This window comes from Echinicola strongylocentroti (assembly GCF_003260975.1).
GTDB lineage: Bacteria > Bacteroidota > Bacteroidia > Cytophagales > Cyclobacteriaceae > Echinicola > Echinicola strongylocentroti.
The window spans coordinates 2,984,755-2,997,817 of sequence record NZ_CP030041.1; the positions used below are offsets into that span (position 1 = coordinate 2,984,755).

11 protein-coding genes are annotated in these 13,063 nt (G+C 43.6%); 5 read left to right on the forward strand and 6 right to left on the reverse strand.

The window, feature by feature from the left end; genetic code table 11:
* Positions 1 to 260: 260 nt before the first annotated feature.
* Positions 261 to 953 carry a tetratricopeptide repeat protein gene (locus tag DN752_RS11565; RefSeq protein ID WP_112784089.1) on the forward strand — a complete coding sequence of 231 codons (693 nt, stop codon included), beginning with the start codon at positions 261 to 263 and terminating at the stop codon, positions 951 to 953.
* Between the two features lie 100 nt (positions 954 to 1,053).
* Here DN752_RS11565 and rluF read toward each other — a convergent pair whose 3' ends face one another.
* The gene (gene rluF / locus DN752_RS11570) at positions 1,054 to 1,785 is read right to left on the reverse strand and encodes a 23S rRNA pseudouridine(2604) synthase RluF (protein ID WP_112784090.1); all 732 of its coding nucleotides are present in this window, start codon (positions 1,783 to 1,785) and stop codon (positions 1,054 to 1,056) included.
* Between the two features lie 626 nt (positions 1,786 to 2,411).
* Positions 2,412 to 3,920: an FAD/NAD(P)-binding protein gene (locus tag DN752_RS11575; protein WP_112784091.1), complete on the reverse strand. Its 1,509-nt coding sequence runs from the start codon at positions 3,918 to 3,920 to the stop codon at positions 2,412 to 2,414.
* A 127-nt stretch (positions 3,921 to 4,047) separates the two neighbouring features.
* On the opposite strand from DN752_RS11575, the gene DN752_RS11580 reads away from it, so the two are divergent.
* Positions 4,048 to 6,555: a M14 family zinc carboxypeptidase gene (locus DN752_RS11580; protein WP_112784092.1), complete on the forward strand. Its 2,508-nt coding sequence runs from the start codon at positions 4,048 to 4,050 to the stop codon at positions 6,553 to 6,555.
* Positions 6,556 to 7,846: 1,291 nt separating this feature from the next.
* Complete coding sequence (locus tag DN752_RS24685) at positions 7,847 to 7,999, forward strand: hypothetical protein (RefSeq protein WP_170134449.1); 153 nt, start codon at positions 7,847 to 7,849, stop codon at positions 7,997 to 7,999.
* A gap of 34 nt (positions 8,000 to 8,033) precedes the next feature.
* Here DN752_RS24685 and DN752_RS11585 read toward each other — a convergent pair whose 3' ends face one another.
* Complete coding sequence (locus DN752_RS11585) at positions 8,034 to 8,912, reverse strand: mechanosensitive ion channel family protein (RefSeq protein WP_245949516.1); 879 nt, start codon at positions 8,910 to 8,912, stop codon at positions 8,034 to 8,036.
* 370 nt (positions 8,913 to 9,282) lie between these two features.
* Between DN752_RS11585 and DN752_RS11590 the strand changes: the two genes are divergently transcribed.
* Entirely contained in the window at positions 9,283 to 9,702 is a 420-nt protein-coding gene (locus DN752_RS11590; RefSeq protein WP_112784093.1) for a Fur family transcriptional regulator, read from the forward strand.
* A 4-nt stretch (positions 9,703 to 9,706) separates the two neighbouring features.
* On the opposite strand, the gene DN752_RS11595 is transcribed toward DN752_RS11590, so the two are convergent.
* Complete coding sequence (locus DN752_RS11595; RefSeq protein WP_170134450.1) at positions 9,707 to 9,937, reverse strand: hypothetical protein; 231 nt, start codon at positions 9,935 to 9,937, stop codon at positions 9,707 to 9,709.
* A 278-nt stretch (positions 9,938 to 10,215) separates the two neighbouring features.
* Here DN752_RS11595 and DN752_RS11600 point away from each other — a divergent pair, with 278 nt between their 5' ends.
* On the forward strand, positions 10,216 to 10,692 hold the full coding sequence (locus DN752_RS11600) for a YcxB family protein (RefSeq protein ID WP_112786517.1): 477 nt from the start codon (positions 10,216 to 10,218) through the stop codon (positions 10,690 to 10,692).
* A 9-nt stretch (positions 10,693 to 10,701) separates the two neighbouring features.
* Here the strand turns inward: DN752_RS11600 and DN752_RS11605 are convergent, their stop codons facing one another.
* Positions 10,702 to 11,526, reverse strand: coding sequence for a hypothetical protein (locus DN752_RS11605; protein WP_112784094.1), 825 nt, complete (start codon positions 11,524 to 11,526; stop codon positions 10,702 to 10,704).
* 189 nt (positions 11,527 to 11,715) lie between these two features.
* Complete coding sequence (locus DN752_RS11610; protein ID WP_112784095.1) at positions 11,716 to 13,035, reverse strand: Gfo/Idh/MocA family protein; 1,320 nt, start codon at positions 13,033 to 13,035, stop codon at positions 11,716 to 11,718.
* Positions 13,036 to 13,063 lie beyond the last annotated feature (28 nt).

Here is a 13,063-nt window from a genome sequence, read left to right on the forward strand (position 1 = left end):
TATAATTTCCTGTGTGTAGCACCATCTTACCTTATACCAAATGTAGCTAAACTAAACGGATATATTGGCAAACGAAGATGTTAAATCTTCCTAAACTTCCTTAATAACTGGAATACAGTTCTTCTTAAAATCCCTAATAAATCGTTTTTAACTCGCTAACTATCAATAAGAAAGGATTTTTCAATAAAACAGACATGTTTACGGTTATGATAAAAATCATTAACTTTTAGCCAAATGGAAACCATAACAGCTCCTATAAAATGAATAAAGCTCAACTACAACGGGGTTGTATGCCCAAAGAACTGGTACTGAAACTTAATCAAGACCTCTCGCCCTCCGATTGGAAGGAAAAAATTCGCTTGCTGGAGGAGTTCTTTGCCAGTCAGGAAGATAAAATGGATGCAGACGTCCTCTTTATTCGGAAAAACGAAAAATTCGCTTTTTATTATTGGGAAGCGGAGCAATATGAGCTTTCCATTATCCATTACGAAAAAGCACTTACGCTGCTCCAGCCGACTGATTACCCTTTTCTATATCACTTTATTACCTTACAGCTCATCACCTGTTATCGCCATCTAGGGAAATATGATGCGGCGCTTGTTTGGTTCGAGACGGCTTTGGTGAACTTTACGGAAGAAAACCACTCGTTCGAGTTATTGAATTTGCTGAAAAGCTATGTGGATATCTTGGAGGCTACCGACGGTTTTTTTGACGAAAATCACATGCCTTTCATCCAGCGGGTGGTCGCTGATGCGGGTTTTCCACAGCCCGATGACAATCCCAAAACAGCCATTAAGTCACTATCTGCCATGCATTTAGAATGGAACATGAAACTGTCCATGCTGTATATCGATTCAAACGACGGCAAGATCGACCGGAAAACAGCACTTAAAGAGTATGCAGCTACTTGCCCTATTGGTTGGTACCGTGACTATGCCAAGGAACGGCTATAGCAGAACATGACTTATCCACATAATTGGCTCGAAAGGAAGTTGCTTTCTCTCCACATTCCTCATGGGTGTGTATGCTCCCAAGGTCATTTTCCTATTGAAGTCAACCTTCAAACGTTTTACTCGAACCGGCCACTTGGTGGTTGATCTCAGCAAGTTCCTCTGCTGTGAGGTAGCGCCATTTCCCGACAGGGGTATCCAGTTGGACATTCATGATCCGGATACGCTTTAGCTTGGTGACTTCGTATCCCAAGTGGGTACACATTCGTCTGATTTGCCGGTTAAGGCCTTGTGTAAGGATGATCTTAAACTTCCGCTTACCGATCTGCTCCACCTTGCACTCCTTGGTGACGGTGTCCAAGATAGGAACGCCATTGGCCATTTTGTGGATAAACGCTAGGCTGATGGGCTTATCCACCGTGACGACGTATTCCTTTTCATGGTGGTTTTTGGCACGCAGGATCTTGTTCACAATATCACCATCATTGGTAAGAAATATCAACCCTTCACTGGGCTTGTCAAGCCTGCCAATGGGAAAAATCCGCTTGGGGTAGTTGATATAATCGATGATATTGTCCTTTTCTCTTTTGGTATCGGTGGTGCAAACAATGCCCACAGGTTTGTGAAAGGCGATATAGATAAAATCCTCCTTTGGCGGTGACACTAGCTGGCCATTGACACGGACCTCATCACCAGGGCTTACCTTGGTCCCCAGCTCGGGAACTTGGCCATTGATGGTAATGCGGCCTTCCTCTAGCAGCTTATCAGCAGCCCTTCTGGAGCAATAGCCAATTTCACTTAAGTATTTATTGATCCTTACCGTGTCTTTTTCCATATATGCCTTCACCGTTTGTGCACAAAGTTAGGAGATTATTTGCAAAACCGCCTGATGATGTCGCTTGGATCCAGGGCAAACGCATATTCGGGGTTTAACCTCAACCAAATCAACTCATCATTCTTTCAGCCCATCCCGCCATTCAGTAAGATAGGCTACTGCGGTTTCCAATGTACAAACCGGGGCAAAGTGCCAGCGGCACGATGAATTTAGTAACCTGCGGATTCATCCGCAGGAGCTTAAGCTCTCCTCAACCTCCCGAAGGAGTGCCATCGGCACGGATGATGGTGCCCAATACGAAATTAATATTATATGAATTTGCCCAGATTCAGCGCCATATTTTAAGCCTCGAATTCATCAGGTCCCCAAGTCATTTGTAACATAACTTAAACTATAACTTGGTGCCTTAGAGCCTTTGTGGCCACCCATCTTTTTTCCAAGAGCAAACAATCAAAAGTAAATCAGCCATAAGTCGTCCAATCAGCGTCACCTGTCCCGCCAAGGTTAATCTGCATAGCATTAATAACGGCTTTGACTTTGTCATTTGGAAAGGTACCACTAACTCCCGGCCCATTTGCTTCATCCATATGACTGACGAGGAAGGCAAAAGCCTGTTGATACCTCGCTCAGTCTTTCTCCACCAGCCTAAAAATCAGATCACGTGCCAAAGTGCCGATGGTCTTTACATTGTACCAAACGGCATTGACATCCATCAAAATTCCATTGGCAATATGGCCCACGGCATAGATGCCTCCACCTCCCTTGGGAGAGATGACCTGCATGGTGCGTTCGTTGATGATGGCTCCTCCCACCTCGTAAGGCTGGATAAATTGCCGCTCCAACAAGCGGTGGATAAGTGGACTTTCCATCTGGTCAAGAGCTGATGAGCTACCGGTGGCATTGACCAAAAAATCCACAGCCATGACTTTTTCTTCGCTAGTCTTTATATTAAAAGCAGGCTTTTCATAGGATACAGCATCGCCACCCATCATCGCACAAACATCCAGCTGACCTTCTTCAAATAACCCTAGGAGTTTTTTAGCATTATGCAGCGGCATGGGATGTCTGTTGATGGCCCAGTCGTTTCCAACCCATTTTTTGAACAGCACCTTTTGGTCCATATCCATCCAGCTCCAGATGGTGGAAGCATCGTAACGTAGGGCATCGGCGATATTGAGCAATGCATCACCTCCTTCTTCTGAAGAGGAAATGTCCCATTGGAGCAATTCCTCTGCAGCGGATTGGCGGGAAGTAAGCTGCTGCCAATCCACCGGGTGCCCCTCATAATGCTCCACTTCTTCCATAAAGAGCCGTATCAGGGATTTTACTCGGGGCTTTTCCAATGTTTTGCGCTTGATCTTGTGGATATTTTCCAGCGTGAGGTAAACACGTTCGTATGCTTTATTTTCTAAAGGCTGAACGCGAGGAAGCTTTCCGTCGGGTGAAAAAAGCGTGATATTTCCCTGATGGCCATTATCCACAAGCGTCATTACCGTATCAATGGCACTCAGGCTAGTACCCAAAACGCCCACATGAGCTTTGGTTGGTATGGTAGCTTTGATCCTGGAAGCAGGCCAAGGAAAATCCAAATACCGCTGGTGTTTTCTGAAGGAAGTGAAATTATTGGGTTTAGGTGTCCCCAAGGCCAAAATGACATAGTCGCTCGTAATGGTCTCGCCCTTCCCCAGCCTGACCTGATACCGCTCTTCTGAAGTAGCAATGTCCACGGCCTCGTCTTTTATCACGGTGACGGAAAAGCCATATTCCCTAGCTTTCTTTAAAAAAATAGAAGCCTGCTCAGCTATATAGTCACCATAAAAAATCCGTGTGGTATAGGCGTTATCCAAGTCGCCTTTACCTTTGACATTGTTGTCTTTGCGGTGGTCTTGCTTTTTTAGCCAGTCGGCAAAGTGTGCCGGCTCATGGGCAAAGATCCCCATCAGATCCGCTTGGGTATTTAGAATATGACCCGGCTGTGGCGTTCCAAAAGCGAGTCCATAACCCAGTTTTTCATCCTTTTCCACAATGGTAACCTCCACGGCTCGTTCCAAACCTGCCGTGGTGACCTGTATAAACAGTTCAATAAAAGCCGAAATGCCATTGGCACCGCCGCCAATAATAGTGATGTTTTTCATTGCTGATGTTTAAAAGTCAAGCGTTGTTCAAGATAGTTAAAATAATTTCATAAAAGATAAGTTGTCCTCCTTCAGGAAAGCCCTTATTTTGTGAATTGCTTGCATCTCATGTCTTAAGTCCCGCTATATGAAACGAAAATTACTGATAACTCTCTCATTCATTATCCTGAGCTTTATTGCACAGGGCCAAACCAAAAGTCCCGCAGTATTTTTGGGCTATCAATTGGGGGAGCGGTTTACGCCACACCATCGCATTGTGGATTATTTTGAACATGTGGCGGCGCATAATGACAATGTCAAGCTGGAGTACTACGGGGAAACGTTCGAAAAACGTCCCTTAATGGTCGTATGGGTCTCGGCACAGGGTAATATCGACCAACTGGAAGAAATCCGTATGGATAACCTCCGGCGCACAGGTCTAGAAACGGGCAGTCCCAGCAATCAAATCCCCATCACCTGGCTGAGCTATAATGTTCATGGCAATGAAGCGGTTTCTTCCGAAGCAGCGATGAAAACACTCTGGGCACTGGTGGATCCTGCAAAAAGTAACAACAAAACCTGGCTACAAAACAACATGGTGGTCATCGACCCATGTGTCAATCCCGACGGCCGTGACCGCTATGTCAACTGGTACAATCAAAAGATGAATACCCAGCTCCAACCGGACATCCAGTCCACAGAGCACCAAGAGCCTTGGCCCGGAGGAAGGGCAAACCATTATCTATTTGACCTGAACAGGGACTGGGCTTGGCAGACACAGCAGGAATCCCAGCAGCGCATGGCACTTTATCAACAATGGATGCCCAATATCCATTTGGATTTTCATGAACAAGGCATCAACAGCCCCTATTATTTTGCTCCTGCGGCGGTTCCGCTCCATCGTCAGCTTAGTGATTATCAACTGGAGTTTCAGGAAACGTTTGGTCGTCAGAATGCTGCCTATTTTGACAAAAACGACTGGTTTTATTTTACCAAGGAAGTGTTTGACCTGCTGTACCCCAGTTATGGTGATACCTACCCGATGTTTAACGGAGCCATCGGCATGACCATCGAGCAAGGTGGATCAGGAGCCGCTGGCATAGGTGTCCATACGGCGGAAAGTGATACCTTGACGCTGAAAGAGCGTATCAAGCACCACCACACCACAGGACTCACTGCCATCGAAGTCACCTCCAAGAACGCTTCGCGGCTCTTGAGTGAATTTGAAGCCTACTTCGACCAATCACCCCAAGGAAAGTACAAGAGCTTTGTCATCAAAGGCGACAATTCCGAGGGCCGCATTACGGGCCTTCTGGCGCTCCTGGACAAGAATAAAATCCAATACAGCCAAAGTGGAAAATCCACCAGTCTTCGCGGCTATTCTTACCAAAAAGGAAAAGAGGAGGCATTTAACCTGGAAAAAGAAGATATCATCATTAATGCCTGGCAGCCCAAGTCGGTGCTCACCCAAGTACTGTTCGAACCCGAAGCTCAGCTACAGGATAGCTTGACTTATGACATTACCAGCTGGGCCCTTCCCTATGCCTATGGTCTTGCAGCCTATGCCTTAGAAGAAAAACTCGAAGGAAGCACCACTTATCCACAGCCAGAAGTGGTCAACAATGAGGTGGATAACTCCACTCTTGGCTACCTAGTCGCGTGGAACGATGTTAAACAGGCTACATTTTTGGCAGAGCTGCTCCAAGAAGGCATACGTATCAGGTCTGCTGCTTATCCTTTTGCGGTCGATGGCAAAAGCTATCCTACAGGAAGCCTGATCATCACGCGGGGCGGGAATGATTACGTGAAGAATTTCCACCAAAAAGTCACACAACTAGCAAATAAACACCAAATCACCTTGGGTACTGCCAGCACTGGTTTTATGGATAGTGGAAAGGACTTTGGCTCCTCAACGGTAAGGACCATCAAAGCACCAAAAATAGCAGTTTTCAGCGGCGAGGGTGTTTCTTCCTTGAATTTTGGAGAAGTATGGCACTTCTTCGAGCAGCAGCTAAATTACCCGATTGCAGTACTGAATGCTTCAGATGCAGGCCATTTGAACTTGGAAAAATACGATGTCCTCATCTTGCCCAGTGGCAGTTATAATTGGGAAAATGGCGAGATGAAGAATATCACTGAATGGACCAAAGCAGGAGGTAAGCTTATTGCAATAGAAGGGGCGTTGGAGCTATTTGTGGATAAAGAAGGTTTCGGGTTATCCACATTTATTTCGGACCAACAAAAAGTAACCTTTGATACCGACCAAGAGGAAGACCTTACTTCTCCTTACCGAGATCGGGAACGCCAGGCCATTTCCAATTATGCGGCAGGAGCAGTATTCGAGGTGGACATGGACAGCACCTATTCACTGGGGTTTGGTACCGGAGGAAAATACTACAGCCTCAAAAACAATCCAAACCGCTATTCCTTCCTTAACAACTGCATCAATGCAGGAGTTATCCACAGCCTGGATCAGCACCGTGCTGGTTTTATCGGCTACAAGGCAAAAGCCAAAATGAAGGAAAGTCTGGTGTTCGGTGTCGAAAACATGGGCAAAGGCCAACTCATATACCTTGTGGATAACCCACTTTTCAGGAGCTTTTGGGAAAATGGCAAACTTATTATGGCCAATGCGGTCTTTTTGGTGGGAAATTGAGGCACATGCCAATAGTGAAGGGGGTATAAGTCGGAAAAACGGTCATTGTGCCAAGTAGCGTTAAGGTCATTTTGAATGGCACGCTGATGACGCTGATTGGGCAGATTTTCGCTGATTTTTTTTATTGGCCACAAAGTCACAAAGGGGGGATGAATTGGGGCTTGTCGCATACTTTATCTATTATTTTCTAAAAACACTTAGCGCCTTGGTGCCTTTGTGGCTTTTTATTGTCCCACTGTAAGGCAGCAGCTGACTAGATCCACATCATCCTACTGTGCCCTATGTGCCTATGTTGTTACCCAAAAACGAGCTCCAAAGAATAACTTCTGTATGTGGTATGGAGTTAAAAACTCAATTTTAGGTGGTCCCGCAGCACAGCTGTCGGAACAACCGAATACCCCTAAATCCCCTAAAGGGGACTTTCTGATCCTCCTAATGAGGACGAGGTAATTTTAAAAAATCAAAAAAATCTTTTCTCTTTACGTTTAAACGTACTTCTTTTGAGTATTTAAAATTTAGTCGGAACAACCGATTGTCATTTACTTGATCTATTATTATCTAAAAATACTTAGCGTCTTGGTGTCTTAGTGGCTTCTTACTATTCCAGTATTAGTCAGCAGCTGACTAAATGCATATCATCCTATTGTGCCCTATGTGCCTATGTTGTTACACATAAATCATACTTCAAAGCATAACTTCTGTATGTGGTATGGAGTTAAAAACTCAATTTTACCTGGTTCCGCAGCACAGCTGTCGGAACAACCAATTATCGCATACTTGATCTATTATTATCTAAAAATACTTAGCGTCTTAGTGCCTTAGTGGCTTCTTACTATTCCAGTATTAGTCAGCAGCTGACTAGATGCACATCATCCTACTGTGCCCTATGTGCCTATGTTGTTACCCAAAAACGAGCTCCAAAGCATAACTTCTGTAAGTAGCATTGAGTTAAAAACTCAATTTTACCTGGTTCCGCAGCAGAGCTGTCGGAACAACCAATTATCGCATACTTTATCTATTATTTTCTAAAAACAATAGTGTCTTGGTGCCTTAGTGGCTTTTTATTGTCCCACTTTAAGGCAGCAGCTGACTAGATGCATATCATCCTATTGTGCCCTATGTGCCTATGTTGTTACCCAAAAACGAGCTCCAAAGCATAACTTCTGTAAGTGGTATGGAGTTAAAAACTCAATTTTACTTGGTTCCGCAGCACAGCTGTCGGAACAACCATTAACGGATATTGAGAAATAGATCAATAAACATTTGCATCCTCCCATTCGTTTATTCAACTATGGGCAAAAAAGACAAGAAAAAGCAACAAGAGGAGGCCACAGAATGGGATGTGAGCGAGGGTTTTGGAGGTATTCCGGAGGATGTGGAACTCACCAAAAACATCGGCTGTGCTTCCAATAGCAGTAAGAAGAACAAAAAAAAGGAGGACTGAGCAGTCCTCCTTTTTTTATCGGTACTATCTATGATTAACTCTCGGATTTTCCATCAGGATAGAAATGGTTTACATCCCTTTGTGGAAATGGAATTTCGATGTCATTGGCTTCAAAGGCCTCTTTCATGGCTTCCATATTGTCAAAATACACTGGCCATAGATTTCCGGCGTCTGTCCATACACGGATGACCAAGTCAAGGGAGCTATCACCAAAGCTATTGAAGAATACCACAGGAGCGGGGTCTTGGTGTACCCTTTCGTCCTTGGCAAATACGCCCAAGATGATTTCCCTGGTTTTCTTCAGATCAGTCCCGTAGGCCACACCCACGTTAAAATCCGCCCTTCTGGTTGGCTTGTTGGACATGTTGATAATGTCTGAATTGGCCAGCGCACCATTAGGGATGACGATGTCTTTGTTATCAAAAGAGTGCATTTTGGTATACAGGATGTCGATGGACTCTACTACGCCCAGGTGGCCCTGTCCTTCGATGACATCACCCACCTTGAAGGGCTTAAAGAGCAGGATCAACACCCCACCGGCAAAATTGGCCAAGGAACCTTGGAGCGCCAAACCAATCGCCAAGCCGGCAGCACCAATAATAGCCACAAATGAAGTAACCGGTATGCCTATCACATAGGCTATGGTCAGGAATAATAAAATATAGAGAATCGCACTCAACAGAGAGACTAAAAAGTTGGTCAATGAGGGATCCGAATTCTTCTTGGCAATGATGGCCTTTACGGATTTAAGAATTCGTGAAATAATAATCTTACCTACAATATAGATAAGAATAGCATAAAGAAGACTTGGGATAATTGCCCACAAGAGCTCAATTCCTTGATCAATCATTGATTGCAAGGTTTCTGCATTAACATTTCCCAATTGCAAGGTATCTGCATTAGTGTTTTCCATGAGGTATAAAATAAATTGTTAAAAACTTAGATTTTTATTGGCTACAACTAATTTGCCAAAGGATGATTTCACTTTATCAATTCTTAAGATAAACGAAAATAGATAAATATTAAAGAATAAACTGGACATTTGTAGGTAAAAAAATCGTTATCATGGATAAAAAAATCATAATCTCTAATCAATTAATATGATAACCGGAATCAAGCATGTAGCTTCCCATTTCGTAAATTGTCAAAAAATGAACGATTAGAGGCAGTTAACTGGTTCTATTACAAAAGTAAGAAAGATATCACGGGGCATAAAAGTGCGGTAATTAGATGAATTTAGCTTATTTTTACCCAAACGAATTGCCCAATAATACCGAAAGTTTATGTCTACAAAATCAGCAAAAATACTCAAGGGACATCAGCTCCGCGTTACCAGCTGCAGGAGGGACGTGCTGGACACCTTTTTGGACAGGGACATTGCATTATCCCATTCAGACCTGGAGGAAGAGTTAAAAGAGAATTTTGATCGGGTAACCATTTACAGGACTTTAAAGACGTTTTTGGACAGTGATCTTATCCACAAGGTCCTCGATGACACAGGAGTGACTAAATATGCACTTTGTCACCACGATGCTGCAGAGGAGCACCATGACCATGAACACGTTCATTTTAAATGTGATGTCTGTGGCCAGACGCAGTGTATTGCAGAAATAGCACTTCCCGATATCCATTTGCCACAAGGATTTATCGTCAAAGAAAAAAGTCTTTTGATACAAGGAACCTGCAATAAATGCAGCAATTGAACCGCTAAACCTCCATGGGCGGCGCAGGATCCTTGGCTTTTGGGCCGTCTGACGGCCAGATCACACCCGGTGGCAAATCGATCTTTGGCGTATCCGGGATGTCAATGCCACCATCGCCATCATCATTTTTGTCTCTATTAGGCAAATGCGGCGGTCTGATCATCGTCATGACCAAGTATACAAGCAGCACATATGCCATCCCAAAAACAATCATATCCACTACCATAATGCTCATGTGCCTTAAATTTTCTGGTTTACGATAATTTACAAGAAAATTTAAAATAAGTCAATAGCACTGAGAGCAAAGCGCTGGTATTTGGATATACATTTTTCCCCAAGGAAATAGGTAAGGAGATAAAAGCCATCAAACAATCTCTCCTAACTTCAGCTTTCATCTTGCCCATTACCACCGAAGGATGGTATAAAAATACCAAAAATTTTCGTGGCTATTTCCTGATCTATTTGTTAAATACCTCATATCATCAGATATTTGCCGTTCGAAAAACTAGTGTCATGATCGTAAAAACAAAAAAATATAAACTCGAAACAGGAACGTATGTCAAACTGGGATTGAAAAATGTCCTTAGGGAACAATGGTGGGTGGCTTTGATTGCTATAGCTATTGCCTGTGGATATTTTTGGATCGCTTCCTGGTGGTGGATCAGCATGGCTATTGTAGCCTTGTTGCTATACGTGCTGTTTTGGGTCATCCAATTTGCTGGTGTCAGCCAAATGGAACAAAACAAGGTGATGTTCGAGAAACTGGCCTATGAGATCGATAGCCGCCAGGTCCTGATGAAGATCAACACCAAACAGGGCATGCCGATCAACTGGGGAATGATCAAAAAAGCGGAAATCCACAAGGATGCTTTTGTGCTGATCATGTCAAAGGCCCAATTTGTTTACTTGCCATTCAAAATATTCAACACAGAAAACGAACGGAAATTTGTCGAAACTATTCTGAAGAGGAAGGGGCTTATCACGGCCTAAGTAAGCAACTTACGTAAACATTGCCCTTAAATATGTAACCACAGGTGGAAACAATGGATTTTGTACCTGTGGTTTTTTATTTCTTCGAAAATACTTTCTATGATAGAACTGGTGTTTGGCGCAAACACGGGTTTTGATATCAGTTTCGGATAGAGAGGGGCAAGTCGCTGAAAGGCTTTTTTCTGGCCATTCCATGCAAGTGACATGATAGCCCTTTTGGAGAAAAAACTGGCTTAGTCCAATTTCTCCTTTTAGGATAATTTGCAATCGCTCTTCTTCACTTTCTGCGGGAAAGGCTTCTCCAAACATCGTGAGAAACTTTTGCTGTGTGATAAAGGCATAGGTCTGCACATGCGGCATCAGGCTATTGCTCCGGCAATGATGGTCCTTAAAATTGATGGTGCTACCACACAAAGCTACATTGGGAAAATAGTTCAATTGATCCACAAATGCTTTCAGCCAATTATTTTCAAAAGGTCCAAACCCACTTCTATTTTGGAAAAAAATATAGTCTTCTACATTGGCAAGTTGCTTTACTTTTCGATAAAGAACAGCGTAACTGCTAAAATCACGTCCCTTATTCTCCTTAAAACAAATATCATGAAGCACAATCGTCGGGTGGTCGGAAAACAATTTTTTGACAGTATTCACGAATAGTCGATCCATAAAGCCAATGGACTTCACCTTGCTGATCGCAATGTAGAGGTTTACTTTTTCCACGCCCGAATGGACGCACTTTAAGCGGACCAGGTTAAGGATATCTTTGGTAAAAAGCCGATTATCATTAGCTGTGGCATAGCAATGAAAAAATTGGGCCTTTTGATTTGATTGCATACGTTTTTGCTTTATTAGCTGCCCTACTCCCCAAAGAGAAATTTTCAGCCTTTTCTAATCAAGCAAACTACCATTTTTTATATCGCAAAACAAAATGTCATCAGTAAATCCTATTGATTAAAATTATCAAAAAAATTTATATCCCTGTGGATAACTGAGTTATCCACAGGGAATAAAGGCCATTTTGACCTAAGCGTCTAGCGAATAGCCATTTTCATAATCATAATGTAGCATAGCTTCTGCTTCTGCATCCTGCTCAAAAGTCTGCTGTGTAGGATTCCATTTTAGCTTTCGGCCGAGTTTATTGGAGATGTTTCCAAGTGTGCATACCGTACAGGTGCTATGTCCTATTTCTACTGAAGCAATCGGATCTTTTCTACGAATCACACTTTCTATAAAATCCACATGGTGTGGGTGGGCATTTATGGTTGATTTTTCGGCTTCTGGTACAGCTAGATCAGGAATAGATGACTTAAAACCTTGTCTGGAGACTTGGATCCAGCCTTTGTCACCGATAAAGCGTACACCTCGCGTACCTCCATCAAAAGGCTCAGCGGTCATGACAATTCCATTTGCATAGGTGAAGGTTAGCGGATTATTGTCTTTTTCAGGAGCGACTTCTACCGGACCATGTCGGTCCATGCCGATTCCCCACTGGGCAATATCAAACATATGGGCTCCCCAGTCGGTCATCAACCCGCCACCAGTCTCCCAATACCATCTCCAAGCTCCCCAGATATTTTCATTTTTTTTCGGATCCAACGAAATAGGAGGATTTAGCTCAGCATTATAATGCACTGGCTTGATAGGTCCCAGCCATAAATCCCAGTTCAGGTCAGCAGGGATGGATTCTTTGGAGAGATCATAAGGTTTTGGTGAAGTAGGCTGACCCACATGGGCTTTTACATGGTTTACTTTCCCAATATGGCCTTTTTGGACCATTCTGACAGCATATTGGAAGTTGGCCTCAGACCGTTGCTGACTACCCACGGCCAAGACCACGCTATTATCACGAACGGCCTTAACCAGCTCTTGACCTTCTTTCACAGTATAAGTGAGTGGTTTTTCCAAGTAAATATCCTTTTTGGCACGACAGGCATCTATGGCGATCAGGGCATGCCAAAAATCCGGCGTGGCAATCACCACTGCATCCACATCAGCTCGCTGAAGCAAGTCTTGGTATTTCTCATAAACAGGAATAGATGAAGGCTCTTTCCCATATTGCTCAGCTACGACATGCTGGAAGCGCTCTCGCTTCACTCCATATACATCACAACCAGCGATGATTTCCACATTGGGAATATTCATCATGTTTCTAAGAAGTCCGGATGCCTGTCTTCCCAGACCGATAAATCCCAGACGTACTTTGCTGGTACCTAAAGAGGATGAGGTGAATTGCTGCGGTTTACTGAAGCCTAGGTAAGGCAAAAATGAAAGGCCAGTGGCACCGAGGGCCGAAGCGCCCATAAATTTTCTTCTGGAGAGTCCAGCATTCTTTTTCTTTTGCATGGAATATTTCGGGTTAAAATTAGTTGTC

Bases quoted from the DNA above. Each gene is read 5' to 3' on its own strand.
- DN752_RS11565 (WP_112784089.1), top strand. From the start codon at position 261: ATGAATAAAGCTCAACTACAACGGGGTTGTATGCCCAAAGAACTGGTA.
- rluF (WP_112784090.1), bottom strand. From the start codon at position 1,785: ATGGAAAAAGACACGGTAAGGATCAATAAATACTTAAGTGAAATTGGC.
- DN752_RS11575 (WP_112784091.1), bottom strand. From the start codon at position 3,920: ATGAAAAACATCACTATTATTGGCGGCGGTGCCAATGGCATTTCGGCT.
- DN752_RS11580 (WP_112784092.1), top strand. From the start codon at position 4,048: ATGAAACGAAAATTACTGATAACTCTCTCATTCATTATCCTGAGCTTT.
- DN752_RS24685 (WP_170134449.1), top strand. From the start codon at position 7,847: ATGGGCAAAAAAGACAAGAAAAAGCAACAAGAGGAGGCCACAGAATGG.
- DN752_RS11585 (WP_245949516.1), bottom strand. From the start codon at position 8,912: ATGGAAAACACTAATGCAGATACCTTGCAATTGGGAAATGTTAATGCA.
- DN752_RS11590 (WP_112784093.1), top strand. From the start codon at position 9,283: ATGTCTACAAAATCAGCAAAAATACTCAAGGGACATCAGCTCCGCGTT.
- DN752_RS11595 (WP_170134450.1), bottom strand. From the start codon at position 9,937: ATGAGCATTATGGTAGTGGATATGATTGTTTTTGGGATGGCATATGTG.
- DN752_RS11600 (WP_112786517.1), top strand. From the start codon at position 10,216: ATGATCGTAAAAACAAAAAAATATAAACTCGAAACAGGAACGTATGTC.
- DN752_RS11605 (WP_112784094.1), bottom strand. From the start codon at position 11,526: ATGCAATCAAATCAAAAGGCCCAATTTTTTCATTGCTATGCCACAGCT.
- DN752_RS11610 (WP_112784095.1), bottom strand. From the start codon at position 13,035: ATGCAAAAGAAAAAGAATGCTGGACTCTCCAGAAGAAAATTTATGGGC.